Raw genomic sequence first — 24,041 nt, 5'->3', positions numbered from 1 at the left:
GAATGCCTGAATTCGGTCGATCGCTGCAAATCAAGTCTGATTTTCACGCCGCAAACCGTCATGTAGTATCCCCTCGCGTGCACTACATAGATGTCAAATAGCTGAGCAGAGTGAGGCAAGCAATGACTGAACACGTTCAAGTCGGTGGCCTGAGGGTCGCCAACGTCCTGCTGGATTTTGTGAACAACGAAGCCATTCCCGGAACCGGCCTCGACGCCGCTGCATTCTGGGCCGGTGCCGATGCGCTCATCCACGAGCTCGCGCCGAAGAACAAAGCTCTGCTCGCCAAACGAGACGAATTCCAGGCGCGTATCGACGCCTGGCATCAGTCCAATGCCGGCAACGCCCACGACGCGGCCGCCTACAAGGCATTCCTGCTGGAAATCGGCTATTTGCTGCCAGAAGCGGCGGACTTCCAGATCACCACACAAAACGTCGACGAAGAAATCGCGCGCATGGCCGGCCCGCAATTGGTGGTGCCAGTGATGAACGCACGTTTCGCGCTCAATGCATCGAATGCCCGCTGGGGCTCGCTGTATGACGCGCTGTACGGCACCGACGCCATCAGCGAAGCGGGCGGCGCGGAAAAGGGCACAGGCTATAACCGGGTCCGCGGCGACAAAGTCATCGCCTTCGCTCGCGCCTTTCTGGACGAAGCCGCTCCTCTGGCGGCGGGCTCCCACGTTGACTCCACCGGCTACAAGCTGGTCGATGGCATGTTGATCGTCGGTCTCAAGGGCGGCAGCAACACCGGCCTGCGCGATGATGCCCAACTGATCGGTTTCCAGGGCGACGCCTTGGCGCCGACCGCGCTGCTGTTCAAGCACAACGGTCTGCACTTCGAACTCCAGATCGACGCCACGAGCCCGGTCGGCCAGACCGATCCGGCGGGCGTCAAAGACGTGCTGATGGAAGCGGCGCTGACCACCATCATGGATTGCGAAGACTCCATCGCTGCTGTCGACGCCGACGACAAGGTCGTGGTGTACCGCAACTGGCTGGGGCTGATGAAGGGCGATCTGTCCGAAGAAGTCTCCAAGGGCGGCAACAGCTTTACCCGTACGATGAATCCCGACCGCGTCTACACCTCGCCCACCGGCGAACCCGTCACGCTGCATGGCCGCTCGCTGTTGTTCGTGCGCAACGTCGGTCACCTGATGACCATCGATGCGATTCTCGACAATCAGGGCAACGAAGTGCCGGAAGGTATTCTTGATGGTCTGCTGACCAGCCTCGCGGCGATCCACAATCTCAAGGGCAATACCTCCCGCGCCAACAGCCGCACGGGCTCGATGTACATCGTCAAACCGAAGATGCACGGCCCGGAGGAAGTGGCGTTCACCAACGAGTTGTTCAGGCGTATCGAGGCGGTGCTGAACCTGCCGCGCAACACGCTGAAAGTCGGGATCATGGACGAAGAGCGCCGCACCACGATCAACCTCAAGGCCTGCATTCAGGCGGCGAGCGAGCGTGTGGTGTTCATCAACACGGGCTTCCTGGACCGCACCGGCGACGAGATTCACACGTCGATGGAAGCGGGACCTGTCGTACGCAAGGCGCAGATGAAGGCGGAAAAGTGGATCGGCGCGTATGAAAACTCAAACGTCGATATCGGCTTGAAATGCGGCCTGCAAGGGCGCGCACAGATCGGCAAAGGGATGTGGGCGATGCCTGACTTGATGGCCGCGATGCTCGAACAGAAAATCGCCCATCCACTGGCCGGCGCCAACACCGCCTGGGTGCCTTCACCTACCGCCGCTGCGCTGCACGCACTGCATTACCACAAGGTGGACGTGTTCGCGCGTCAGGCCGAGCTTGCCCAGCGCACGCCGGCCTCGGTCGATGACATTCTGACCATCCCATTGGCGCCGAACACAGACTGGACGGCCGAGGAGATCCAGAACGAGCTGGACAACAACGCCCAGGGCATCCTCGGTTATGTGGTGCGCTGGATCGATCAGGGCGTGGGCTGCTCGAAGGTGCCGGACATCAACGACATCGGCCTGATGGAGGACCGCGCAACGCTGCGGATTTCCAGCCAGCACATTGCCAACTGGCTACGCCATGGCGTAGTCAGCGAGCAGCAGGTGATGGAAAGCCTCAAACGCATGGCGCCGGTGGTGGACCGTCAAAACGCAGGTGATGCGCTGTATCGGCCGCTTGCGCCGGACTTCGACAGCAACATCGCGTTTCAGGCAGCGGTTGAGCTGGTGATCGAGGGGACACGGCAGCCGAATGGTTACACCGAGCCGGTGCTGCACCGCCGCCGTCGGGAGTTCAAGGCGAAACACGGGGCTTAATCAGCGCCCAAACAAAAAGGCGGTGTCCGGGTAAATGGACACCGCCTTTTCTGTTTCACCACTCGGTCATTGTAGGAGCGCGCTTGCCCGCGATTGCGGTATGACTTTGATGGAGATATCGCCTGCCAGATTGCATTCGCGGGCAAGCGCGCTCCTACAGTGCATACGGTCATACAGTCAGAACGTACTCACCCCATCGGCGCCCCTATCAAAAGGGCGGCGCTCTTACGCCATTTCCAGTTCCCGCTTCACCAGTCGCAACAGCTGCTTGGTGTTGATCGGCTTGAGCAGAAAATCCACCACGCTCAAGTGCATCGCATCAATGGCGTCGCGGACGTTGGCGTCACCAGACACGATAATGATCGGCAGCTCCGCGCGGTCCGATTCGCGCACCCGACGGATCAGGTCCAGCCCGTCGCACGGCGCCATGCGCAGATCGGTGATCAGCAGCGCAATGGACGGCCGGGTCTGCAGCAAGTGCATGGCACTGGTGCCGCCGGCGGCGGTGATGCAGCTGATGTCATTGAGACTGAGAATTTCGGCCAGAACTTCCCGAGCATCCTTGTCGTCGTCGACGATCAACACCCGATGTGGCGATTGGGACGCAGGCGCGAGCATCACCTCATTGAGGGCTTCGCGCTCTTCATCACTCAAAATACTGTGATCGAACATACCCGTCTCATCTTCCTGTCGACTTCAATTCTGACAGCGCAAACGATTGATACGCTGCACATCCTGTCGGCTTCATGCCGGGGCCTGAGGCCTGACGCTAACTGCATCGCTGCGGTTTTACACCTTGGTTCGATGCGATCCAACGCCTTTGCAGTCACGTAAGACTTACGTCCAATGGGCACTGCCCGATAAGCGGTCGACCATGGGGTCAATAAAAACAAGCGGTATCGGTCATGAGCAAAGCGGACGCTTTTACCCAGGCAGGCAAAACAGCCGTTCTGCAGAACATCCACGGCACGATGCAGTTCCTGCAAAAATTCCCGCCGTTCAACCAGATGGAAAACGCCCATCTGGCCTACCTTGTCGAACAGTGTCACCTGCGTTTCTACGCTATAGACGAAAGCATCATCAAGCCTAGCGATGGGCCAGTAGAACATTTTTACATCGTCAAACAAGGCCGGGTGGTGGGCGAGCGCCCCCATTCGGCAAAAGGCGGCACCGAAACCACGTTTGAAATCACCACGGGCGAGTGTTTTCCCCTGGCGGCGCTGCTCGGCGAACGCGCCACGCGAACCGAGCATCTGGCGGCCGAAGACACCTTCTGCCTACAACTGAATAAACAAGCCTTTATCAAGCTGTTCGCGCTCTCCAATGAGTTCCGCGACTTCGCCCTGCGCGGCGTCAGCAGCCTGCTCGATCAGGTGAATCAGCAAGTAAAGCAGAAGGCGGTGGAAACACTCGGCACGCAATACTCACTGAATACGCGACTGGGTGAGCTGGCGATGCGTCATCCGGTGACCTGCTCCCCCGACACGCCGCTGCGTGAAGCCGTGCGGCAGATGGACGAGCAGCAAGTGGGCAGTATCGTGATCGTGGACGAGGCCAAGGCGCCGCTGGGTATTTTTACGCTGCGCGATCTGCGTCAGGTCGTCGCCAACATCGACGCTGATTTCGGCGAGCCCATCGAACGCAGCATGATTCAGGCGCCGTTCTACCTGAGCCCGGACGCCAGCGCCTTCGATGCGGCCATTGCCATGACCCAGCGGCATATCGCCCATGTCTGCCTGGTGAAGGATCAGCGTTTGTGTGGCGTGGTCTCCGAGCGCGACCTGTTCTCCCTGCAGCGCGTGGATCTGGTGCATCTGGCACGCACCATCCGCAGCGCGCCGCGCATCGATTCGCTGGCCAACCTGCGCGGCGACATCGTTCAACTGGTGGACCGGATGCTCGCCCACGGCGCCTCGTCCACCCAGATCACCCAGATCATCACGCTGCTCAACGATCACATGGTCTGTCGCGTCATCGAACTCACGCTGGAAGAGAAAGGCGATCCCGGCATCGCTTTCAGTTGGCTGTGCTTTGGCAGCGAAGGCCGGCGCGAGCAAACGCTGTACACCGATCAGGACAACGGCATTCTGTTCGAAGCCGGGGACGCCGCCGAGGCCGCCGCAATACGCGGCCGGTTGTTGCCCATTGCCGAGCGGATCAATCAAAGCCTGGCGGTGTGCGGATTCGCGCTGTGCAAGGGCGGGATCATGGCGAGCAATCCACAGCTGTGCCTGTCGCGCATCGAGTGGGCACGGCGATTCGGCTCGTTCATTCGCGAAGCCACGCCGGAGAACCTGCTGTCGTCTTCTATCTATTTCGATCTGCGCGTGGTCTGGGGCGATGAAAGCGGCGGTGATCAGTTGCGTCAGAGCATTCTTGCGCAGGTCGCAGACAACGCCTTGTTCCAGCGCATGATGGCCGACAACGCCCTGCGTCAGCGCCCACCGGTGGGCCGCTTCAAGGACTTCGTGGTCGCCCGCAAAGGCAGTGAAAAAGACACGCTGGATCTGAAGACCCAGGGCCTGACGCCATTCGTCGACGGGGCGAGATTGCTGGCCTTGGCCAACGGCGTCGAGGCGAGCAACACGCTGGACAGGCTGCGTCAGCTGGTGGCCAAAGAGGTGATCGACCCGCTGGACGGTGCGGCATATGAAGAGGCTTATCACTTCATCCAGCAAACCCGTATGCAACAACATCAGCAGCAGAACCGGCAAAACCTGCCGTACTCCAATCGCATCGACCCGGATGTGCTCAATCATCTGGACCGGCGCATTCTGCGTGAGTCGTTCCGTCAGGCGCAGCGGCTGCAGACCAGCCTCACTGTGCGCTACCAACTGTAAGCGACTGATCATGAATTTGTTCCGCTGGCTCAAACCATCCAAACGCGCCCTCGTTCCTGAACTCACGCCGGAACAGCAACAGCGCCTGCACGCCCTGCCCGGGCCCTGCGCGCGGGATCAGAAGACACTGCGCCAGCAACGGTGGGTGGTGGTCGATCTTGAAACCAGCGGACTGAATCTGCAGCGGGACGAGGTGCTGTCGATCGGCGCCGTGGTCATCGAAGATGGCGCGATCGATCTGGGGCAACAGTTCGAGCGCACGCTGATGCGCACCGATCACAAACTCGGCCCGAGCGTATTGATTCACGGGCTGGGGCCCACCGCAATTGCGGCAGGCAGCGAGCCGGTGGAAGCGCTGCTGGATTTCATGGCATTCGTGGGTGACAGCCCGCTGCTGGCATTTCACGCGGCGTTCGACGAGCACATGCTGGGGCGTGCATTAAAGGAAAGCCTGGGCTATCGCCTGCTGCACCCCTTCATCGATGTCGCTCACATCGCGCCCTTCATTTGCCCGAACGCGAATTTGCGTCAGGCAGGCCTGGACGACTGGACGCGATTCTTCGGGCTCCACGCCGAAGAGCGTCATCACGCCAGCGCCGATGCGCTGGTGACCGCCGAACTCGCGATGATCCTGTTCAGCCACGCCAGGCGACAGGGGATCGATACCCCCGCACAGCTTGAGCAAGGTGTGGCGAAATGGCGACGGCAGCAGCAATCCCATTCGTTTTAGCTTCTGCCCTGCCCCGTCTTGGTCTGGATCACGACTGACCTTACAAACCGAATGGTCGATTCTTACGTCAACCGTTCGGCTTCTTCCTACAAGGACCAATTGCCAGCATTGGGCGGCTCTGACACAATCGCGAACAATTCTCGTTAGCCCCTTTGTTCTCCTCGGTGCGCTCGTGTCGTCACTTCAAAGTCCCCAGCAGCAGCTTGTCGGAACGCTCTATCGGGACCATCGCGGCTGGCTGCTGGGCTGGCTCAGACGTAATGTCGCCTGCCCCCACCGCGCCGAAGACTTGAGTCAGGACACATTCATTCGACTGCTGGGCCGTGAGCAATTGCTTGAACCCCGAGAGCCCCGGGCCTTTCTGGTTTCAATCGCGAAAGGCTTGTTGTTCGACCATTTCCGGCGAGCCGCGCTGGAACAGGCGTATCTGGACGAACTGATGCTGATTCCCGAGGGCGAACAACCTTCGCTGGAAGAGCAGCAACTGATTCTCGAAGACCTCAAAGCCATCGACCGTCTGCTGGGCAAGCTGTCCAGCAAGGCGCGCGCCGCCTTTCTGTATAACCGCCTGGACGGCATGCCCCACGCTGAGATCGCCTCAAAGCTCGGCGTCTCGGTACCCCGTGTGCGTCAGTACCTGGCGCAGGGCTTACGCCAGTGCTACATCGCGCTGTATGGCGAGCCAACATGAGCCGTATTTCCACCCGACCTGTTTCATCCCACGTGCTGGACGCCGCCATCGCCTGGCAACTGTGCCTGGACTGCGGCCGGGGCAGCGAAGCCGAGCGTGAAGAATTCGCCAAGTGGTACGCCGCCAGCGACGAGCATGCCCGGGCCTGGATGCAGCTGGGCATGGTCGATCAGCGTTTCGCCGGGACCACGGGCCCGGCACGTTCGGCGCTTTTGCGGTCCCGTGACGGGATAGGCTTGCGTCTGCGCAAGCTGGGCCGCGGGTTTGCAGGGGTCGCGCTGGCGATGGGATTGACGCTGTTCCTGGGTGATCGCCTGCTGCCGGTGGATTACTGGCTCGCAGACCTGCGCACCGCCACCGGCGAGCAACGCACCATTCGGCTGTCGGATAACACGCTGATCCGCCTCAATACCCACAGCGCGCTAGACGTACGATTCGACGAAAAACAGCGGCGGGTCGTGCTTCAGGAAGGCGAGATCTTCGTGGAAACCGGGAGCCACAACGACGCGCGTCCGTTTATCGTCGAAACCCCTGAAGGGCAGATGCGCGCGCTGGGCACTCAGTTTCTGGTCAAGCGGCAGGCCGACGGCACGCTGCTGAGCGTGCTGCAATCAGCCGTTGCCGTGCACCCGCAAGCATCGAATCATGAAAAGGTGCTGAACGAGGGGCAGCAGATGTTGATTCATCGCAACAGCCTCGGCCCCATGCTTGCCGTTGCACCCGGCACCGGCGCCTGGATGCGCGGCATGCTGGTGGTCGATAACGCCCGTCTGGCAGACGTGGTCGCGGAGCTTGCCCGTTATCGTCAGGGCCATCTCGGCGTAGCGAACGACGTCGCGGACCTGCGCATTACCGGCAGCTTTCCGTTGACTAACACGGATCTGGCGCTCAAGGCGCTGACACCCACGCTACCCGTGCAGATCGAAGCGCGCACGCCGTGGTGGGTGACGGTGGTCGGCAGCGAGAAAAAGCCCGCGACTGCGCTGTAATTCGGGGTTCGCCAGCAAGCCGGCTCAGGTAATGGACTGTCGTAGCCTACGGATTCAACGCAGCTCACTTGTAGGAGCGCGCTTGCCCGCGAACGGGGACTATAAGCCACTGGATAAGTTGGCTGGCCCACCGCAATCGCGGGCAAGCGCGCTCCTACAGTGTTTTGCGCCTGGCGCCGGAGATCTCAAGCTGTAGCCGGTTTGCTGGCGAATGCGTCGGGTCGCTCAGCGTATGTATTTCTGGTCTGTGATCAGCCAAGAGGATCCTTGCGCTCGCCAATCAAAATTATTTTCGCCCGGCCCTATCACTTTCCATATCTCGTTCGGCACATAGGCATTGAGAACCATTTCCATCGAGGTGCCGTTCATGTCCCGCACGCTTCACACCCTTCTGCGACCGAGCCTGCTGGCTATCGCCGTCGCCATTGCCGCGCCGCTGCTCAGTGCGCCGCTGATGGCCGCTTCCCAGGCTTCCAGCGTCCGCATCTACGATCTGCCGGCCGCGCCGTTGTCGATGACGCTGACGCAGATTGCCAGTCAAGCGGGCCTGGCCCTGTCGCTGGATCCGGCACTGGCAGCAGGCCGCACGTCGGCGCCGGTTCAGGGGCAGTTCGACGCGTCTGGGGCGATGGGCCAGGCGCTGCGCGGCACCGGCTTGCAATTGAACCTGACGACGGCAGGGACCTACACGCTGGTGGCTGCGCCTGAAGGCGCGATGGCATTGCCGGCCACCAGCATTCAAGGCAGTCAGGAAAGCTTCGAAAGCGCGTGGGGCCCGGCGCAGGGATACGCCGCGAGTCGCACCGCAGCCGGCACCAAAACCGATACCGCGCTGGTTGAAGCACCGCGCTCGATCTCGGTCGCGACCCGGCAGCAGATGCAGGATCGGGCGGTACAGAACATCGACGACGCCGTTCGCTATATGCCAGGCGTGGTTGCCAGCAGTTACGGTAGCGACAGCCGGTCCGAATGGCTGAAGGTCCGCGGCTTCGAACCCACCCAATTCCTCGACGGCCTGCCGCTGCCCAAAGGCGCTTACGTGATGCCGAAAATGGAGACGTGGGATCTGGAGCGCATCGCCCTCCTGCGTGGCCCGGCGTCTTCGGTTTACGGCCAGACTCCTCCTGGCGGCATGCTCGACATGGTCAGTCGTCGCCCAGAAGCAGAAGCCAGTCACGAAGTGCAGGTTCAGGTTGGCACCTATAACCGCAAGCAGATCAGCTTCGACAGCACCGGCAAGATCGACGACGCGGACAATTTCGAGTACCGCGTCAGCGGCGTCGTGCGTGACAGCGGCACCTCGGTGGACCACATCGATGACAAGCGTTACAACATCGCGCCGAGCCTTACCTGGAACATCGACCCGGACACCAAGCTGACCTTCCTCAGCCAGTTCAATCGAGACGATACCGGCATCACCAGCCAGTTCCTGCCGATTCAGGGCACCAAATACCCATCGGCCGTGGGGCGCGTGAAGTACCACGAAAACCTGGGCGATCCAGACTGGGAGTTCTACGACAAGACCTATTACGCGCTGGGTTATGCATTTGAGCATCGTCTGAACGACGTCTGGCAGTTCAAGCAGAACGTTCGCTATACCAAAAGCGATCTGTCGTTTCAGGGGATAACGGCGGGTGGCTTCTTCGGTTCGGTCAGCCAGGATGGTACCGTCCAACGCGGTGCCAATATCGTCAACGAGGACATTTCCCAGTTCGCGCTGGACAACAACCTGCAAGCCGACTTCGACACCGGCTCACTCAAGCACACCGTGTTGCTCGGGCTCGACTATCAGCGCCTGAATCACAATTACAAATGGCAGTACGGCAACGCGCCGACCAGCAACATCGCCAACCCGATCTACGGCCAGGACTTCAGCAACGTCGCCTACAGCGCGTTTCAGGACTACAACCAGAAAACCCAGGACGTCGGCGTCTACATTCAGGACCAACTGGCTCTGGATAACTGGCGCCTGACCCTGGGAGGGCGCCAGGATCTGCTCAAGACCGAATCGAAGTTTTACAACAGTGACCAGTCCGACGACCGTACCGACAGCGCGTTCACCGGCAACGCTGCGCTCAGCTACGTCTTCGATTCCGGCTTCACGCCATACATTTCCTACGCCGAGTCCTTCCAGGCCGAGCAAGGCGGCGCCAATGGCGTGGCGTTTCAGCCGGGGACAGGCAAGCAGTACGAAGTGGGCCTCAAATACCAGCCTCCGGGCAGCAACATCATCTTCACTGCGGCGGCGTACGACCTGACCCGTCGCGACATCGTGCTCAGCGACACCTTTGGCGTACAACGTCCTCTGGGCGAGGCGAAGGTGCGCGGCTTCGAGCTGGAAGCGGTGGGCGATGTCACCGACAACTTGAAAGTGACGGCGTCTTACACCTACGCCAACAGCAAGATGACCAAAGTTACCGACCCGCTGGACAAGAATCGTCCGCTGCCACTCACGCCTGAAAACCAGGCGGCGATCTGGGGTGATTACACGTGGCACAACGGCGTGCTCGATGGTTTTGGCCTGGGCTTTGGCGCGCGCTACATAGGCGAGACCGACAACATTGCAATCGGCAGTTACGGTTTTGTCGCCGATTCCAACTACGGTCACAGCAATGCCTATACCGTCTATGACGCCGCCGTGCATTACGACCTCGGCCGCATGAACAAGGCGTTCAAGGGCGTGAGCGTGTCGGTCAACGCCAACAACGTCTTCGACAAGGAATACATTTCCACCTGCGACGGCTTCTATTGCTACTACGGCGACCGTCGAACTGTGCTCGCGAGCGTAGACTACAAATGGTAATGTTTTAAACTCTCATTACCCGAAACAAGGGCCGCTCCTCCACAGCGGCCTTTTTTGCTTTCGCTTAATCCGGATTTCCACATGAAGAGCCAAACCATCCGCCGCTGGTCGTTCATCCACACGTGGACCAGCCTGATCTGCACGGCATTCCTGCTGATGTTGGCGATCACTGGCTTGCCGCTGATCTTCAGTCATGAAATCGCCCATCTGACAGGCGATGCACCGGAATTCAAGGAAATGCCCGCCGGCACCCCGCATCTGGACCTCGAGCAACTGGTCCGCTCAGCCGAAGCCCACCGCCCCGGCGATGTGATGCAGTATTTCGGCTGGGACGACGATGACCCCAACGGCGTCTACGCCATCATGGGCAAGACCGCCGGCGGCGACCCGAACGAATCCCACAGCTTCATGCTCGACGCGCGCACCGGAGAAGCGATGGAAACGCCGAACGCCAACGGCGGTTTCATGATGATCATGCTGCGCCTGCACGTGGACATGTACGCGGGGCTGCCGGGCAAGCTGTTGCTGGCGTTCATGGGTCTGCTGTTTGTCATGGCGATCGTGTCCGGTGTCGTGTTGTACGCGCCCTTCATGCGCCGACTGGATTTCGCCACGGTGCGGCCGAATAAATCCAAGCGGGTGCGTTGGCTGGACCTGCACAACCTGATCGGCGTCGTCACGCTGACCTGGGCCATGGTCGTCGGCCTGACTGGCGTGCTCAACGCCTGCGCCGATCTGGTCATCGCGCAATGGCGCACCGACGCGCTGATGACCATGATCGCGCCATACAAGGACGCCCCGCCTCTGGCCGAACGTGCTCCGGCGACCCGGCTGATCGACATCTCCAAAGCCACCGTCCCCGGTGCCGAACCGAGCTTCATTGCCTTTCCCGGCTCGCGCTTTTCCAGCGAGCATCACTACGCCGTGTTCATGAAAGGCGACACGCACCTGACGTCTCACCTGCTCACTCCCGTATTGATTGACGCCCAGGACCTGCACGTGACCGCAACACTGGGACGCCCGTGGTACATGGACGCTCTGCTGCTTTCGCAACCGCTGCACTTCGGTGACTACGGCGGCATGCCCATGAAAATCCTCTGGGCCGCGCTGGACATACTGACCATCATCGTCCTCGGCAGTGGCTTGTACCTGTGGTGGGTCCGTCGACGCGCTACAGTCGCTGCGGCCAAGACCGTCGCAGTCGAGGCAGAAGTGGCATGACCAGGCACAAGAAGCATTCGGCGTTCTGGAAGACCTTCGGCACGCCCGGCTGGATCGCCCTGCTGACCGCAGTCGGCCTGTTCGCGGCACTGCTGGGCGATGGCGCGTGGGATGTACTCGCCTGGGTGGGCATGGCCATTCCGACCTGGTACAGCTGCAAAGGATTGATGGCACGCAAGCGGGTTTGATTCACCGAACCCCGCTTCTACATGATTGACATCGAATCGTACCCAATGAACCGGTTTGCCTTGACGATGGCAGGCGCGCGCGCATCCGCAGTAAAGCATCGCTTCCTGCCTGGCATCCCTTAGTTATAAGCCGAACAAGTCTGTAAGAAGCTTCCCTCAAAACAACAGTAAGCGTCCTGCACGCTCCGACACCCACGCTGGCCTCCCCTGTGAGTCACCCTCCCGATAATCGATATTCCGCCCTGGCAGGGCATCCACAATATCCATCGGGAAGACCCATCATGGCGCTCGACGCATTTTTGAAGATTGAAGGCTTTCCTGGCGAAGCACTGGATGAGCAGTGCAAAGACTGGATTGAAATCACTGGGTATTCGTTCGGCACCTACCAGTCCGCGTCCGTTACAGCCAGCACGGCAGGCGGCGCAACTTCCGGGCGTACCACGCTCAGCAACCTGACGCTGACCAAGATGCTCGACAAGTCGAGCTGCAAACTGATGGCAGCCAACTGCGCCGGAGAGCACTTCAAGGAAGTGAAGCTTTTCGTCCACCGTGCAGGGGGCGACAAAATGAAGTTCTACGAAATCATTCTCGAAGAAGTGATCATTGCCGAATACAACCAACTGGCCAACGACGGCATCCCCACCGAACTCATCCAGCTCAACTACGGCCGTATCCGCTCGACCTACACCCTGCAAAAAAGAAACGACGGGAGCGCGGCCGGCAGCGTAACGGGCGGATGGGACAGGATCGGCAATAAGCAATATTGCTGAGCGAGGGACATGTCATGGACTTCGAACGTACCCAACATGTCGGCCATTACGGTGTCGTGTTTACGCTTATTCACTTCACCGTGCAGCCGGACGATGCCGCATCGTTGAGAACGATCAACCTGCCGGAAATAACCAAGGGCCATTTTGAGGTTATCCGGTTGATTGAGGAAACCTACGAGCGAATGCTTGCAAAAGGGCGGCCTTGCCGGATGGTGCTTGCGGTGTCACAACCAGTGAGCCGGAACTCAGCAGACATGCTTAATGATCAGAGGGCTACGATAGGAACCCTGGTTGGCTCCATCGGAGGAAAACTTGCGTCACCGTTAGGGAGCATCGCGGAAAAGATCGCTGGAACAACATCCGCCTCGGCGACCAAAAACAGATTGCCGACCTTTCATTCAGGAGACGTCATCATCAGTATTGATGCCCAAGTGTCAGGTGGCATCGGTCCTCAACGCTCGTCAGCATCGTTAATCCTGAAAGTGAACGGCGCCCGCTGATGGGAACAGGTCTGTCCCTGGCAATTATGGTTTTTGTATTCTGGGGTATACGTCGAATCACCGTACCAAGGCTCTATCAATTCTTGACTGGCTTGGCGCTGATAGTCTTCTACTTCAAGTACGTCATCTCATGGATTGTTGCAATGGAGGAAGTACGAGATGCGTACTTCCTGGATTACGAAACACTGTTATTTGGCATTTTCTATCTCGGAGTAGACCTAGTGATCTACAGCTGGTGGCGTGACGAAGAGCCAAAGTAGCGAACCGCATTGCCTCACCAGCCAACTGGCTTGTCCCACGCTCCTCCTCGCGCGGGGCAAGGACTTTCCGCCGTTCTTGTCATCATACGACTTGTTGGTATTCTTCCCCTCAGCGCCACATACCGCCCACAAGCCTAATCCTCCCAAAATCGCCCCAAAATCGCTCACTCTGCGGCCCCGAGCCAATCCCTACCGTGACAAGGCCGTTACATTAAGAAATATAATGAGCCCTTAGCGGTATTTCAATTGACAAGAAATCGTGCTTTTGACTAAATCCAGTCGTACGACGACGTATAACGATCGCCGCCAAATAAAAACAATACTCAGAGTGGACTCGATGAAAATCAAAGGCATCCGTTGGTGGATGGTCGCGCTGATAACCGGCGGCCTGATCGTCAACTATCTCGCGCGCAACACCCTCTCCGTCGCCGCTCCCACCATGATGAGCGAGCTGAACATTTCCACCGAACAGTACTCGCACGTCGTCATCGCGTGGCAGATGGGCTATGCCTTCATGCAGCCGGTTGCCGGCTATGTGATCGACGCCATCGGCACCAAGATCGGCTTTGCAGTGTTTGCCATCGCCTGGTCTGTGGCGTGCGCATCGGCGGCCATGGCCACCGGTTGGCAGAGTCTGGCGTTCCTGCGCAGCTTGCTGGGCATCACTGAAGCGGCGGGGTTTCCTGCAGCGATCAAAGCGACCACTGAATGGTTTCCGGCCAAAGAGCGCTCCGTCGCTATCGGCTGGTTCAACATCGGTTCTTCGATCGGTGCGTTGCTGGCCCCTCCCCTCGTGGTCTGGGCGATCCTGCACAGCGGCTGGCAGATCGCGTTCATCATCGTCGGCGGCTTGGGCCTGCTGTGGAGCGCGGGCTGGATGTTCTTGTACAAGCACCCGCGCAATCAGCGTTTGCTGGGTGACGAGGAGCGCGATTACATTCTTGCCGGTCAGGAATCCCACCTGAAGGACGCGCCGACCAAGCACGCCAGCTGGAAGAAGATCGTCGGCACCCGTAATTTCTATGCGATCGCTTCGGCACGCATGCTGTCGGAGCCGGCCTGGCAGACGTTCAACGCCTGGATTCCGCTTTACCTGATGACCGAACGCCACATGAACATCAAGGAAATCGCGATGTTTGCCTGGCTGCCGTTTCTTGCCGCCGACATCGGCTGCGTGTTGGGCGGTTACCTGAGCCCGTTTTTCTACAAGCACTTCAACGTGTCGCTGCTGACGTCGCGCAAGATGGTGATGGTGTTGGGCTCGCTGTGCATGATCGGCCCTGGCTGCATCGGTCTGGTGGACAGCCCTTATGTCGCGATCGCGCTACTGTGCGCCGGCGGCTTTGCGCACCAGACGCTGTCGGGCGCCTTATACGCAATCACATCGGACTCCTTCGGCAAGAACGAAGTGGGCACCGCAACGGGCCTCGGTGGCATGTTCGGGTTTCTGGGCGCGGCGCTGTTCACGCTGGTGCTCGGGATCATGGTCACCAAAGTAGGCTACAGCCCACTGTTCGTGGCGCTGGCGGCTTTCGATCTCATCGCCGCCACCATCATCTGGTTTGTTGCCAAGCCGCTGTTGACCGGCACACCTTCGGCGCAATCCGGAAGTGCATCGGCTGACTCGGCAGATGGGGTCCCGACGGTCTGACATTCAGGTCCGGGCTGTCGTAAATCGGCCCGGCAACCCATGGGGATATTGCGCAGCGTCCTTGCCCTCACTAGTCTGGAGGGCCAGGCCGATCAGAGGAATGTCCATGTCTGCGCCCAGCATGACGCTGTATTACAACGCCGCTTCGCCCTTCGCGCGCAAGGTGATGATCTTGCTTCATGAAACCGGACAGTCAAACCGGGTGAGTCTGAAAGCAGTAGCGCTTACCCCTGTCAGCCCCGACGTTGAAGTCTGTCGCGACAATCCGTGCGGGAAGATTCCGGCGCTGCGTCTGGCCGACGACAACGTGATCCATGACAGCCGGGTGATTCTCGAATACCTGGATCAACAGCATGTCGGCAACCCCCTCATTCCCAAAGAAGGCTCGGCGCGCTGGCGGCGGTTGACGCTTGCGTCGCTGGCCGATGCCCTTATGGACGCTGCGCTGCTCATCCGTTACGAGACCTTCCTGCGGCCCGAGGAAAAACACTGGTCGGAATGGCTCGACGCCCAGCAGGAAAAAATCGCTCGCACGCTGGCCTACTTCGAAGCCGAAGCCGTCACTGAATTGAGTACGCACTTCGACGTCGCGTCGATCAGCGTGGCCTGTGCGCTGGGCTATCTGGATTTTCGCCAACCGAATCTGGGCTGGCGCAGCAGCTACCCGCGACTGGCGAACTGGTATTACGAAGTCAGTCAGCGGCCGTCGATGCTGGAGACACAGCCGCCCGCCTGATTGCTTTCAAATCACAGATATCAACGAAGTCGGATTCATTCGCGCGCCGCGGATCGATCCGCCTCGGTGAGGGCCGCGCTGTCGGACCGCGAGGGAATCGGCCTTCGTCAGTCCGCAGCCAGTTCGCTATCTCCACTGCAAGCCCGTGCCCGATCTGCTGGTCTTCACGCAGTCCCACCCAACTACTCATGACTCACCTCGACCACCAACGCGGCAGGTTTTGCGGGACGTTGCGCGAGGGCATACCAGTCCAGTTTGCGCGTCAGCACCATGAACACGCCGAGGACACCGAACAGCAGCAACGCCCCCATCAGCAAGGCGTAGTCTTCGGCACCGAGCAGGCCGTAAAGCAATGCATACAGGATTCCCAGCGCCACGCCGAAAGCCATTCCGTGACGAACGCTGCCAAGCACATGGCAGACGTAGAACCCGATCAGCGCCACACAAGCACTGGCCGACACCAGGTACGCGAGCGTGAAGCCCAGGTGTTCGGACAGCGACAACAACAGCAGATAGAACAACGCCAGCGACGCACCGACCAGAGCGTATTGCACTGGGTGGACCGCCAGCCCTTTGAGTACTTCGAACAGCAGGAAGCCCGCGAACGTGAGCGTGATGAAGAGCAGCGCATATTTGATCGAGCGATCGCTCTTGAGGTACTGGTCGACTGGCGATATGAAGCTCACGCCGAAACTGCGACCGGCGAACTCGGTACACACTTCGCTGGATGAACAGCGGTTGAGAATTTCCTGCAGATTGGTGGAGAAGAAAGAAGTCTGCCAATTGGCGGTGAAGCCTTGCTCGGAAACGTCGCGACTGGCGGGCAGGTAGTTGCCGATGAAGCTGGGATGCGGCCAGTCAGCCGACACCCGTACAACACTCGATTTGCCCACCGGGGTGATCTGCAACTTTCCAGTGCCCTGCAGACGAAGATCGAACGCGAAATTCAGGCGCTTCTGCTCGACGCCGGTTTCCAGCGGCAGCACGACGCTGACGCCCTCCCCCAACAGCGCGACGTCGGTACCTGGAACGAAGTCCAGTTGCTCGCCATCGAGATCGAGCTTCAGCGCACTTTCGATGCCACGAACATCTGTAATGCCGACAGCCAGAAACGGTGCGTCGAACCGGTAGTCGTCGAAATCATTGCCCAGGCCAAAGTGCTCGGGCAGCACAAACTGGCCGCTTAGCGTGTTATCAGCGTGATAAAGACGAGCCTCGTAAATGCCGCGCGAACGCACTTCGGTCTGGACCTTGCCGTCCAGTTCAAAGCGCTCGGGAAGGAAATACAAGCGGCCCTTTTCCTCAACCGTTTCCTGATATCGCTCACGAGACTCCGCATTGAGCTTCCAGATCCGGGTCAACTTGCGATACGGCACGATCAATAGCGGCCCGCTGATGTGCTGGCTGTAGCTGGAGCTGCGCGCGATGTCTTCGACCACTTCGTCGCGCCTGCTCTGTCGATCCTGGATGAGGCCATTGATCATCATCAACGGGATCATCAGCGCCAGTATCAACAGACCGATCATTCCCACCTTGTAAAACGACATGCCCTTGTTCATCGAATTCTCCCGGTTTTAATGGGGAGATTCTGAAAAGTCTGTGTGGAGCCATCGTGGGGGAAGTGTGGAGATTGTGTGGAGTGTTTCGGGCGATGAAACCCTTGCCCCTCCAGATCTACAACGTTAACGGGCCGGCTTGTTTTATCGCAGCGATACGCGCAGCTGCAACACCACCATCACCCCGCCTGCAACATTCCGTATCTGCATTTCCCCACCATGCAACTGCATCACTTCTTCAACGAAGTTGAGCCCAAGACCAGTGCTCTTGCGGCCACTGTCGGGCCGGGGCAGGGAATAGAAGCGCTCACTCAGGCGAGGCAGCGCGTACTCGGGAATGGGGTCGGCGCTGTTGAAAAACAGCACCTTCACGCGCTCGCTGTCCCGCTCGGCGCTGAAGCGCAACGTGCCTCCGTCTGGCGTGAAGTCCAGCGCGTTGTCGAGCAAATTGGAGAACGCCTGGCGCAACAGAAAGCGCTCCCCGGTCACAAACAGCTCAGCCGTAATCAGCCGTTCGACGATCAAACCCTTGCGCTCGATGCGCGCGGCCTGCGCCGCCAGCGTGTCCTCGATGAGCCCGGCAAGTGGCGCCAGGACGCGCTCTTCCAGTCCTTGGCGCTGTTCGACCATGGCCAGATTCAGCAGCCGTTCGATCAACTGCTGGACGCGCGCGCTTTCGTTATCGATGTTGCTGACGAAGCGCTGCCGCTGATCGGCGGGCATGTCGCCCTGCAACAGCTCGGCAGCACCGCGAATCGCGGCGAGCGGGCTCTTCAATTCATGGGTCAGGGTGTGCACATAGCGCTCGACGTAGTCCTTGCCTTCCAGCTGTGTGCGCATGTGCTCGACGGCTGCAGACAACTGCGCCAGCTCACCGCCTCGATAACGGGGCAGCTCGACGCGGCGCCCTTCGCTCACGGCCTGGGCGTATTCGGTCAATCGACGCAGCGCACTGCTCACCCACCACGACAGCAACGCAGCGAACATCAATCCCAGGACGATCAGCCCCGCGCCGTAATACAGCAGACGCCGCTCTGTCCGGTCCACGTAAGGCTGCAGCGAGCTATTGGGTTTGGCCACGGTCACGACACCAATGATGCGGTCACCGTCGCGAATCGGCGCGCCAACGTGCATGACCGATGAGTTAGGGTCCTGAGGATCGCTGCGGGTTGAGCGCGCGCCATATTGGCCACGCAAGGTAAGAAAAACATCATTCCAGCGTGAATAATCCTGCCCCACGGCCTCGCCACTGGAGTCGAGCAAAACAATGCCGTGGGCGTCGGTCACATACACGCGGTTATTGACCTGATTCTTTGGCATGCCCCAGATCTTCGCGTCCGGCTGTCGCAACCCATAGGCCGTGAGCACTTGCGGAAAGCGGCTCTGGCTCAAGGTGCCCGCTCTAACGTCGGCCTGCAGCACCTCGGCAAGAAGGTTCGCGGTGTCCACCAACGTTTCTTCAGTGGATTGCCGAACGCCAGGGCGCACCTCTTTCATCACCGTGTTGAGGACGAAATACCCCGTCAGGCCAATGAACAGCGCATAGACCAGAAAAATCCGCAGGCCCAGCCGCATCAGCTGTGATCCGGGCTGTAGCTGTAGCCGAGACCGCGATGGGTCTGAATCGGCTCGGCCTCGGCCACGATCGCCCGCAACTTGGCGCGGACGCTTTTGATATGGCTGTCGATGCTGCGCTCGTAGCCGGCATCGCTGGCAACGCCGACCGCATCGAGTAACTGCTCTCGGCTAAACACCCGTCGGGGTTGCTCCAGCAGGCAGTGCAGAAGGCGAAACTCGTGTCGCGTCAGGCTCATGGGCTGGCCGCGATAGCTGATCAGCACGCGCTCGGGATCAACTGAAAAATGACCGCTGGAGGAGGTTGCGTCGACTCGAGGCGCGATTCGTTTGAGGATCGCCTTGACCCGTGCAGTGACTTCACGCGGGCTGAACGGCTTGACGACGTAGTCATCCGCGCCTATTTCCAGTCCCACCACGCGATCGATCTCACCATCACGGGCGCTCAGAAACATCACCGGCACTTCGGTAAACCGACGCAGTTGTTTGCAGGCTTCGAAGCCGCTGATATCGGGCAGGCCGATGTCGAGGATGATCAGGTCGGCGGGCGTCTCGCGTTGCAGGGCGACCGCCGCCTGTCCCAGCGTTAGCCATGCGGTGGTGAAACCCTCGCCCTGCAGGGCATAGATGAGGGTATCGGCAATGGCGGCTTCGTCTTCGACAATGAGAATGTGGGGCATGGCATCCGAGCACGTGGCGTAAAGCCGGAACGGTGCCGGATATCAGTCCCGCGCGTCAATCAGCACTCAGGCTTGTCCGCCGTATAACGACGGGCCGGGTTAACCGCCGCGCCGAATTCGCGCAGGGCCTTCGCGCCGATCAGCAACGGATAGTTGAAGTGACTGCGGTCGACGAGGTTGACCTCAACGGTGCGTTTCACGTTGCCCAGGCACAGCTCAAGATCGACAACCGGGCGCTTGGTGGGATCGGCCGGCTCTTCGTCATCGTCGCCTTCGGAACGGCCTTTGATCCGGCTGATGCGCGACACCTTGTGCTCGTAGACTTTGCTGTCGGCGTCCTTGGTCGCCAGACGGAAACGCACCCAGTCATCGCCATCGCGCTTGAACAGTTCGATGTCCTTGGCCGACAGCGATGCGGTCAACGCGCCGGTGTCCATCTTGGCTTTGAATGTCTCGCCGATCTCCGAGACCTGAATGTATTCGTAACGACCGTACAACGTCGGTTCGGCAGCCATGACAGGCAACGCCAGCAAAGACATAAGCGCCAGAAGGGATTTCACGGATCTGATTCCTCGTGATGAATGGGCGGGGCGTGTGCCCGGTTTAGACCGTCACTCTGCCGATGGTTCGCGGCAGGCTTCGCGCTCAGGGCCAAGCGAGCCAAGCATAGGGAGCCTACTGACAAAGGCGTGAAACATTCGTCGGTATCGCCAGGATTTTGCGCCAACCGCCCGGCCTGCTTATCATTGCGCGCCACCCTGTCGACCGCGAGTGCCTTATGCGTCACCTGCTCACCGGAATTGCCGTCACGCTGCTGCTTCTGCTCAATACGCTGGTGCTGATCGGCCCACTGATGGTCTTTGCGCTGCTCAAGTTGGTGTTCCAGAGCGAGATGCGCGACAACTGCTCGGCGGCAGTGATGTGGATCGCCGAGACCTGGTGTGAAATCAACAAGCTGATTTTCAAAATTTGCCTGCCGACCCGATGGGAAATCCGCGGCGACGAAGGCCTGCGTGGCGATACGTCCTATCTGGTCATCGGTAACCATCAGTCGTGGGTAGACATCCCGGCGCTGGTGCAGGCGTTGAATCGACGGACGCCCTTCTTCAAATTCTTCCTCAAGAAAGAGCTGATCTGGGTGCCGTTCCTGGGGCTGGCGTGGTGGGCACTCGATTACCCGTTCATGAAGCGCTACACCAAGGCGTTTCTGGCCAGACATCCCGAGCTCAAAGGCAAGGATCTGGAGATCACCCGCGAGGCATGCGAGCTATTCAAACGTCAGCCTGTGACCGTGGTGAATTATCTGGAAGGCACACGCTTCACCCCGGCCAAAAAAGCCGAGCAGGCTTCACCCTACCGTTACTTGCTCAAGCCCAAGGCAGGCGGCGTCGCCTTCGTGCTGGCGGCGATGGGTGAGCAACTGGACGCGGTGCTCGATGTGACGGTCGTGTATCCGAGCGAGCGCATCCCGGGATTTTGGGACTTGCTATCAGGACGAGTGCCGCGGGTGATCGTTGACATCAGGACCCGCGAACTCGACCCCGCGCTGTGGCAGGGCGATTACGAAAATGACCCGGCGTTTCGCGTGTACGTGCAGGACTGGGTCAACCGGCTGTGGGAAGAGAAGGATGCACGGATTGCCGAGTTGCGGGATAACCCGGCAGACGCGTGCCCCTTGTAGGAGCGCGCTTGCCCGCGAAAGGTATTTCTGACGACAGAGCTTCATCGGATGTACCTATTTTCGCGGGCAAGCGCGCTCCTACAGGGTGGGTGTCGCTCAAAAGCCGTGTTCATTAAGTGAAATCACTTGGCGCCCCAGACGCCACTCAACGCCTGCAACGCCGAACCACCGGCGCCTTGCTGACCGAGGTATTGCAGAATCACCGGCACGAACTGGCTGACCATGCTGCTGTTCATGCCCAGTGCGCTGAAGGCCTTGTTCACGTCGCCCATGCTCTGCACGTTACCCAGCGCACTATCCAAGGCAGAGTTGCTGCTTCCGGAGTTGCCCAGCAGACCGCCCAGACCACTCAGGCTGCCAAGGGCCGATGTGCCGGCCAGTTGATCGAGGCCTGGCACCGATTTGCTCAGTTGCGAATAGTCATTGCCGGCGAGCTTGTTCTTGGCCAGACCCAACAAGGCGCCGGTCCCGCCCACGGCTTGCTCCGGCGTGACGTTCAATTGTGTGCCCAGCGTGTTCAACAGCCCGGCGGCCTCAGGCGCGGCGGTTGCCTTTTGCTGGCCGCCAGTGGCGTTGGAAACAGCATTGGCCGCGTCATTCAGATTGAAAGCGAAGACCGGCGTGGCAGCCAGCGCCATCAGGCTCGCCAGCGCAGCACCACGTACATTTCTCAGTGAAACTTTCATCGCAACAACCTCGTTTGCCAGGAGACCGGCATGGCCGGGTAAACACGCGTTGGACCGCCCCTCGAAGGGAAGTTCCACGCAGTGCCTCAGGGTTTGCTGACATAAAACAACCGCTGCGGCTCGAAGGTCCGCGCCAGCCGTTGATCCGCCGCCGTCGAGCCCGCCTGCAGGAGCCGGTGGCGAATGAACGCCTTATCGAAATGCTCACCGTTGTGAAGCTTCTCGCGCAGGCTGATCAAGCGCGTACCGCCCTGATGATCGGCACCGCGATATAGCGGTTCACTGAAGAGGCGCACCTGAGGGTCGGGGCTACCTCCGGTGGATTTCACCTGAACCTGGGTAATGATCGCGAAACCGGACAGCCAGGGCGACCAGAGCCGGGAAACATCGGCGGCGAAACACTCACCCGGGGTGAAGTCGGCCTCGCAGTCCGCCAGCTCGCGGTAGGTCGGTGCGACGCGCACATGTTGGCGATACGCAGCGCGGTATCCGGCCTCGCACAGCGGCGGCGCAACCCCGCCCCAGATACACGCGTTCGGATTTTCAAAGAACATTTCTGACGATACCCAGCCCGATGTGACAGGCACCAGGTGAGCGCTGGTCAGCGTGGCAGGCAAGACAATGAGCGGCATTGCGACGAGGAAATGAATCGAGGTTCTGACGCACCAGACAAACATGCATGACTCACCAGCTGAAAAACGGGCCGGACAAATAGCACGGAGAAAAGGCCGCTGAAACAAGCGGGAATGGAATTCAAGCGCACCGCTATCATTTTCAGAAACGCCCTACAAATGCCGGGCTAGAGCCCTACGTCAAGCATAAAAAAAGCGACCCGAAGGTCGCCTTTTGTGAGGGTCAGAGGATCATGCGGCGCTGAACAGTTTGTGTGGGTCGATGACGAATTTCTTCGGCACCCCGGCATCGAATTCGCCGTAACCGCGCGGGGCGTCGTCGAGGCTGATCACTTCCACACCCACCACGTCGGCAATGTTGATGCGGTCCCACATGATGGCCTGCATCAGTTGGCGGTTGTACTTCATGACCGGTGTCTGCCCGGTGTGGAAGCTGTGGGATTTTGCCCAGCCCAGACCGAAACGAATGCTCAGCGCGCCGACCTTGGCGGCAGCGTCCACGGCGCCCGGGTCTTCCGTCACGTAAAGACCTGGAATACCAATCTTGCCGGCGACGCGAACCACCCCCATCAGCGAGTTGAGTACAGTGGCCGGTGCCTCGGCCTTGGCGCCCGCATGTCCATGGCCGCGCGCTTCGAAACCCACGGCATCGACGGCGCAGTCCACTTCAGGCTCGCCCAGCAGATCGGCGATCTGCTCGTGCAGCGGGGTGTCTTTGGACAGGTCGGCGATTTCGAAACCCTGTGCTTTGGCATGCGCCAGACGCACCGGGTTGACGTCACCGACGATAACGACTGCCGCGCCGAGCAAGCGGGCAGACGCCGCAGCGGCAAGCCCCACGGGACCGGCACCGGCGATGTACACCGAGCTGCCCGGACCCACACCGGCAGTGACCGCTCCGTGATAACCGGTTGGCAGGATGTCGGAAAGGCAGGTCAGGTCGCGGATCTTCGACATGGCTTTGTCGCGATCAGGAAGTTTGAGCAGGTTGAAGTCAGCGTAGGGCACGAGCACGTATTCGGCCTGGCCGCCGGTCCAGTCGCCCATGTCGACATAACCGTAGGCACCGCCGGCGCGGGCCGGGTTAACGGTCAGGCAAACGCCGGTGTGTTGCTCTTTGCAGGAGCGGCAACGGCCGCAGGCGACGTTGAACGGCACGGACACCAGATCGCCGATCTTGAGGTTTTCGACGTCGCTGCCCTTCTCGATCACTTCACCGGTGATTTCGTGCCCCAGTACGAGGCCGACCTGGGCGGTCGTTCGGCCACGCACCATGTGTTGATCGGAGCCACAAATGTTGGTGGATACCACGCGCAAGATCACCCCGTGCTCGATCTTCTTGCCGCGCGGGTCCTGCATTTTGGGATAGTCGATTTTCCGTACTTCGACCTTGCCTGCGCCGAGATACACCACACCACGATTACCAGACATACATGTCACCTCTTTATTTGTTGTTGTAGAAGAGAGTGGATCGGGTTTCGAGCGGCAAGCTACAAGCCGCAAGAAGTGCGCACGCCGCCTTCTCTTGCGGCTTGAAGCTTAAAGCTTGCAA

General features: G+C 59.9%; 21 protein-coding genes. 13 read left to right on the top strand and 8 right to left on the bottom strand.

The window, feature by feature from the left end; translation table 11 throughout:
- The first annotated feature begins 122 nt into the window (after window positions 1-122).
- Entirely contained in the window at window positions 123-2,300 is a 2,178-nt protein-coding gene (locus BMY98_RS07560) for a malate synthase G (RefSeq protein ID WP_074886848.1), read from the top strand.
- Between the two features lie 225 nt (window positions 2,301-2,525).
- On the opposite strand, the gene BMY98_RS07555 is transcribed toward BMY98_RS07560, so the two are convergent.
- A complete protein-coding gene (locus tag BMY98_RS07555) occupies window positions 2,526-2,972 on the bottom strand; it encodes a response regulator (protein ID WP_065991292.1) in 447 nt (148 codons plus the stop codon).
- A 233-nt stretch (window positions 2,973-3,205) separates the two neighbouring features.
- On the opposite strand from BMY98_RS07555, the gene BMY98_RS07550 reads away from it, so the two are divergent.
- From BMY98_RS07550 to BMY98_RS07495, 11 genes are all read left to right on the top strand, one after another.
- On the top strand, window positions 3,206-5,140 hold the full coding sequence (locus BMY98_RS07550) for a putative nucleotidyltransferase substrate binding domain-containing protein (protein ID WP_074886846.1): 1,935 nt from the start codon (window positions 3,206-3,208) through the stop codon (window positions 5,138-5,140).
- A gap of 10 nt (window positions 5,141-5,150) precedes the next feature.
- On the top strand, window positions 5,151-5,870 hold the full coding sequence (locus tag BMY98_RS07545; protein ID WP_074886843.1) for a 3'-5' exonuclease: 720 nt from the start codon (window positions 5,151-5,153) through the stop codon (window positions 5,868-5,870).
- A 172-nt stretch (window positions 5,871-6,042) separates the two neighbouring features.
- Entirely contained in the window at window positions 6,043-6,561 is a 519-nt protein-coding gene (locus tag BMY98_RS07540; RefSeq protein ID WP_074886840.1) for an RNA polymerase sigma factor, read from the top strand.
- Window positions 6,558-7,550: a FecR family protein gene (locus BMY98_RS07535; RefSeq protein WP_074886837.1), complete on the top strand. Its 993-nt coding sequence runs from the start codon at window positions 6,558-6,560 to the stop codon at window positions 7,548-7,550. Before BMY98_RS07540 ends, BMY98_RS07535 begins: the two co-directional genes overlap by 4 nt.
- Window positions 7,551-7,917: 367 nt before the next feature.
- Window positions 7,918-10,353 (top strand): TonB-dependent siderophore receptor, encoded by a 2,436-nt coding sequence (locus tag BMY98_RS07530; protein ID WP_074886835.1) that lies wholly within the window; start codon window positions 7,918-7,920, stop codon window positions 10,351-10,353.
- 81 nt (window positions 10,354-10,434) lie between these two features.
- Window positions 10,435-11,574: a PepSY-associated TM helix domain-containing protein gene (locus tag BMY98_RS07525; RefSeq protein WP_074886832.1), complete on the top strand. Its 1,140-nt coding sequence runs from the start codon at window positions 10,435-10,437 to the stop codon at window positions 11,572-11,574.
- Window positions 11,571-11,762 carry a hypothetical protein gene (locus BMY98_RS07520; protein WP_074886829.1) on the top strand — a complete coding sequence of 64 codons (192 nt, stop codon included), beginning with the start codon at window positions 11,571-11,573 and terminating at the stop codon, window positions 11,760-11,762. The genes BMY98_RS07525 and BMY98_RS07520 overlap by 4 nt, the downstream gene beginning before the upstream one ends.
- A gap of 281 nt (window positions 11,763-12,043) precedes the next feature.
- Complete coding sequence (locus BMY98_RS07515) at window positions 12,044-12,532, top strand: Hcp family type VI secretion system effector (protein WP_074886826.1); 489 nt, start codon at window positions 12,044-12,046, stop codon at window positions 12,530-12,532.
- A gap of 14 nt (window positions 12,533-12,546) precedes the next feature.
- Entirely contained in the window at window positions 12,547-13,032 is a 486-nt protein-coding gene (locus BMY98_RS07510) for a hypothetical protein (RefSeq protein WP_074886823.1), read from the top strand.
- 597 nt (window positions 13,033-13,629) lie between these two features.
- Window positions 13,630-14,943 carry an MFS transporter gene (locus BMY98_RS07500; RefSeq protein ID WP_074886818.1) on the top strand — a complete coding sequence of 438 codons (1,314 nt, stop codon included), beginning with the start codon at window positions 13,630-13,632 and terminating at the stop codon, window positions 14,941-14,943.
- Window positions 14,944-15,049: 106 nt separating this feature from the next.
- Window positions 15,050-15,679, top strand: a complete 630-nt coding sequence (locus BMY98_RS07495) for a glutathione S-transferase family protein (RefSeq protein WP_074886815.1) — start codon at window positions 15,050-15,052, stop codon at window positions 15,677-15,679.
- Window positions 15,680-15,861: 182 nt separating this feature from the next.
- Here the strand turns inward: BMY98_RS07495 and creD are convergent, their stop codons facing one another.
- The 4 genes from creD to rloA2 all read right to left on the bottom strand — a co-directional run bounded on the left by creD (window position 15,862) and on the right by rloA2 (window position 20,050).
- Complete coding sequence (gene creD, locus BMY98_RS07490; RefSeq protein WP_074886813.1) at window positions 15,862-17,238, bottom strand: cell envelope integrity protein CreD; 1,377 nt, start codon at window positions 17,236-17,238, stop codon at window positions 15,862-15,864.
- Between the two features lie 141 nt (window positions 17,239-17,379).
- The gene (gene creC, locus BMY98_RS07485) at window positions 17,380-18,810 is read right to left on the bottom strand and encodes a two-component system sensor histidine kinase CreC (RefSeq protein ID WP_074886809.1); all 1,431 of its coding nucleotides are present in this window, start codon (window positions 18,808-18,810) and stop codon (window positions 17,380-17,382) included.
- On the bottom strand, window positions 18,810-19,490 hold the full coding sequence (gene creB / locus BMY98_RS07480; protein WP_074886806.1) for a two-component system response regulator CreB: 681 nt from the start codon (window positions 19,488-19,490) through the stop codon (window positions 18,810-18,812). The genes creC and creB overlap by 1 nt, the downstream gene beginning before the upstream one ends.
- Before the next feature lie 59 nt (window positions 19,491-19,549).
- The gene (gene rloA2 / locus BMY98_RS07475; protein WP_065991278.1) at window positions 19,550-20,050 is read right to left on the bottom strand and encodes a retropepsin-like aspartic peptidase RloA2; all 501 of its coding nucleotides are present in this window, start codon (window positions 20,048-20,050) and stop codon (window positions 19,550-19,552) included.
- A 218-nt stretch (window positions 20,051-20,268) separates the two neighbouring features.
- On the opposite strand from rloA2, the gene BMY98_RS07470 reads away from it, so the two are divergent.
- Window positions 20,269-21,171, top strand: coding sequence for an acyltransferase (locus BMY98_RS07470; protein WP_074886803.1), 903 nt, complete (start codon window positions 20,269-20,271; stop codon window positions 21,169-21,171).
- Window positions 21,172-21,293: 122 nt separating this feature from the next.
- Here BMY98_RS07470 and BMY98_RS07465 read toward each other — a convergent pair whose 3' ends face one another.
- From BMY98_RS07465 to fdhA, 3 genes are all read right to left on the bottom strand, one after another.
- Window positions 21,294-21,857: a DUF2780 domain-containing protein gene (locus BMY98_RS07465; RefSeq protein ID WP_108121085.1), complete on the bottom strand. Its 564-nt coding sequence runs from the start codon at window positions 21,855-21,857 to the stop codon at window positions 21,294-21,296.
- Window positions 21,858-21,943: 86 nt separating this feature from the next.
- Window positions 21,944-22,411, bottom strand: a complete 468-nt coding sequence (locus BMY98_RS07460; protein WP_175514149.1) for a DUF1190 domain-containing protein — start codon at window positions 22,409-22,411, stop codon at window positions 21,944-21,946.
- Window positions 22,412-22,720: 309 nt separating this feature from the next.
- Window positions 22,721-23,920: a formaldehyde dehydrogenase, glutathione-independent gene (gene fdhA / locus BMY98_RS07455; protein WP_074886796.1), complete on the bottom strand. Its 1,200-nt coding sequence runs from the start codon at window positions 23,918-23,920 to the stop codon at window positions 22,721-22,723.
- Window positions 23,921-24,041 lie beyond the last annotated feature (121 nt).

This window comes from Pseudomonas graminis, from assembly GCF_900111735.1.
Classification (GTDB): Bacteria; Pseudomonadota; Gammaproteobacteria; order Pseudomonadales; family Pseudomonadaceae; genus Aquipseudomonas; species Aquipseudomonas graminis.
The sequence above is the reverse complement of the archived record's forward strand: the minus strand, read 5'-3'. Positions and strand labels throughout refer to the sequence as shown.

Bases quoted from the DNA above. Each gene is read 5' to 3' on its own strand.
- BMY98_RS07560 (WP_074886848.1), top strand. From the start codon at position 123: ATGACTGAACACGTTCAAGTCGGTGGCCTGAGGGTCGCCAACGTCCTG.
- BMY98_RS07515 (WP_074886826.1), top strand. From the start codon at position 12,044: ATGGCGCTCGACGCATTTTTGAAGATTGAAGGCTTTCCTGGCGAAGCA.
- BMY98_RS07530 (WP_074886835.1), top strand. From the start codon at position 7,918: ATGTCCCGCACGCTTCACACCCTTCTGCGACCGAGCCTGCTGGCTATC.
- BMY98_RS07470 (WP_074886803.1), top strand. From the start codon at position 20,269: ATGCGTCACCTGCTCACCGGAATTGCCGTCACGCTGCTGCTTCTGCTC.
- BMY98_RS07550 (WP_074886846.1), top strand. From the start codon at position 3,206: ATGAGCAAAGCGGACGCTTTTACCCAGGCAGGCAAAACAGCCGTTCTG.
- BMY98_RS07510 (WP_074886823.1), top strand. From the start codon at position 12,547: ATGGACTTCGAACGTACCCAACATGTCGGCCATTACGGTGTCGTGTTT.
- BMY98_RS07545 (WP_074886843.1), top strand. From the start codon at position 5,151: ATGAATTTGTTCCGCTGGCTCAAACCATCCAAACGCGCCCTCGTTCCT.
- BMY98_RS07500 (WP_074886818.1), top strand. From the start codon at position 13,630: ATGAAAATCAAAGGCATCCGTTGGTGGATGGTCGCGCTGATAACCGGC.
- creB (WP_074886806.1), bottom strand. From the start codon at position 19,490: ATGCCCCACATTCTCATTGTCGAAGACGAAGCCGCCATTGCCGATACC.
- BMY98_RS07495 (WP_074886815.1), top strand. From the start codon at position 15,050: ATGTCTGCGCCCAGCATGACGCTGTATTACAACGCCGCTTCGCCCTTC.
- creC (WP_074886809.1), bottom strand. From the start codon at position 18,810: ATGCGGCTGGGCCTGCGGATTTTTCTGGTCTATGCGCTGTTCATTGGC.
- BMY98_RS07555 (WP_065991292.1), bottom strand. From the start codon at position 2,972: ATGTTCGATCACAGTATTTTGAGTGATGAAGAGCGCGAAGCCCTCAAT.
- fdhA (WP_074886796.1), bottom strand. From the start codon at position 23,920: ATGTCTGGTAATCGTGGTGTGGTGTATCTCGGCGCAGGCAAGGTCGAA.
- BMY98_RS07520 (WP_074886829.1), top strand. From the start codon at position 11,571: ATGACCAGGCACAAGAAGCATTCGGCGTTCTGGAAGACCTTCGGCACG.
- BMY98_RS07460 (WP_175514149.1), bottom strand. From the start codon at position 22,411: ATGTTCTTTGAAAATCCGAACGCGTGTATCTGGGGCGGGGTTGCGCCG.
- BMY98_RS07535 (WP_074886837.1), top strand. From the start codon at position 6,558: ATGAGCCGTATTTCCACCCGACCTGTTTCATCCCACGTGCTGGACGCC.
- BMY98_RS07525 (WP_074886832.1), top strand. From the start codon at position 10,435: ATGAAGAGCCAAACCATCCGCCGCTGGTCGTTCATCCACACGTGGACC.
- creD (WP_074886813.1), bottom strand. From the start codon at position 17,238: ATGAACAAGGGCATGTCGTTTTACAAGGTGGGAATGATCGGTCTGTTG.
- BMY98_RS07465 (WP_108121085.1), bottom strand. From the start codon at position 21,857: ATGAAAGTTTCACTGAGAAATGTACGTGGTGCTGCGCTGGCGAGCCTG.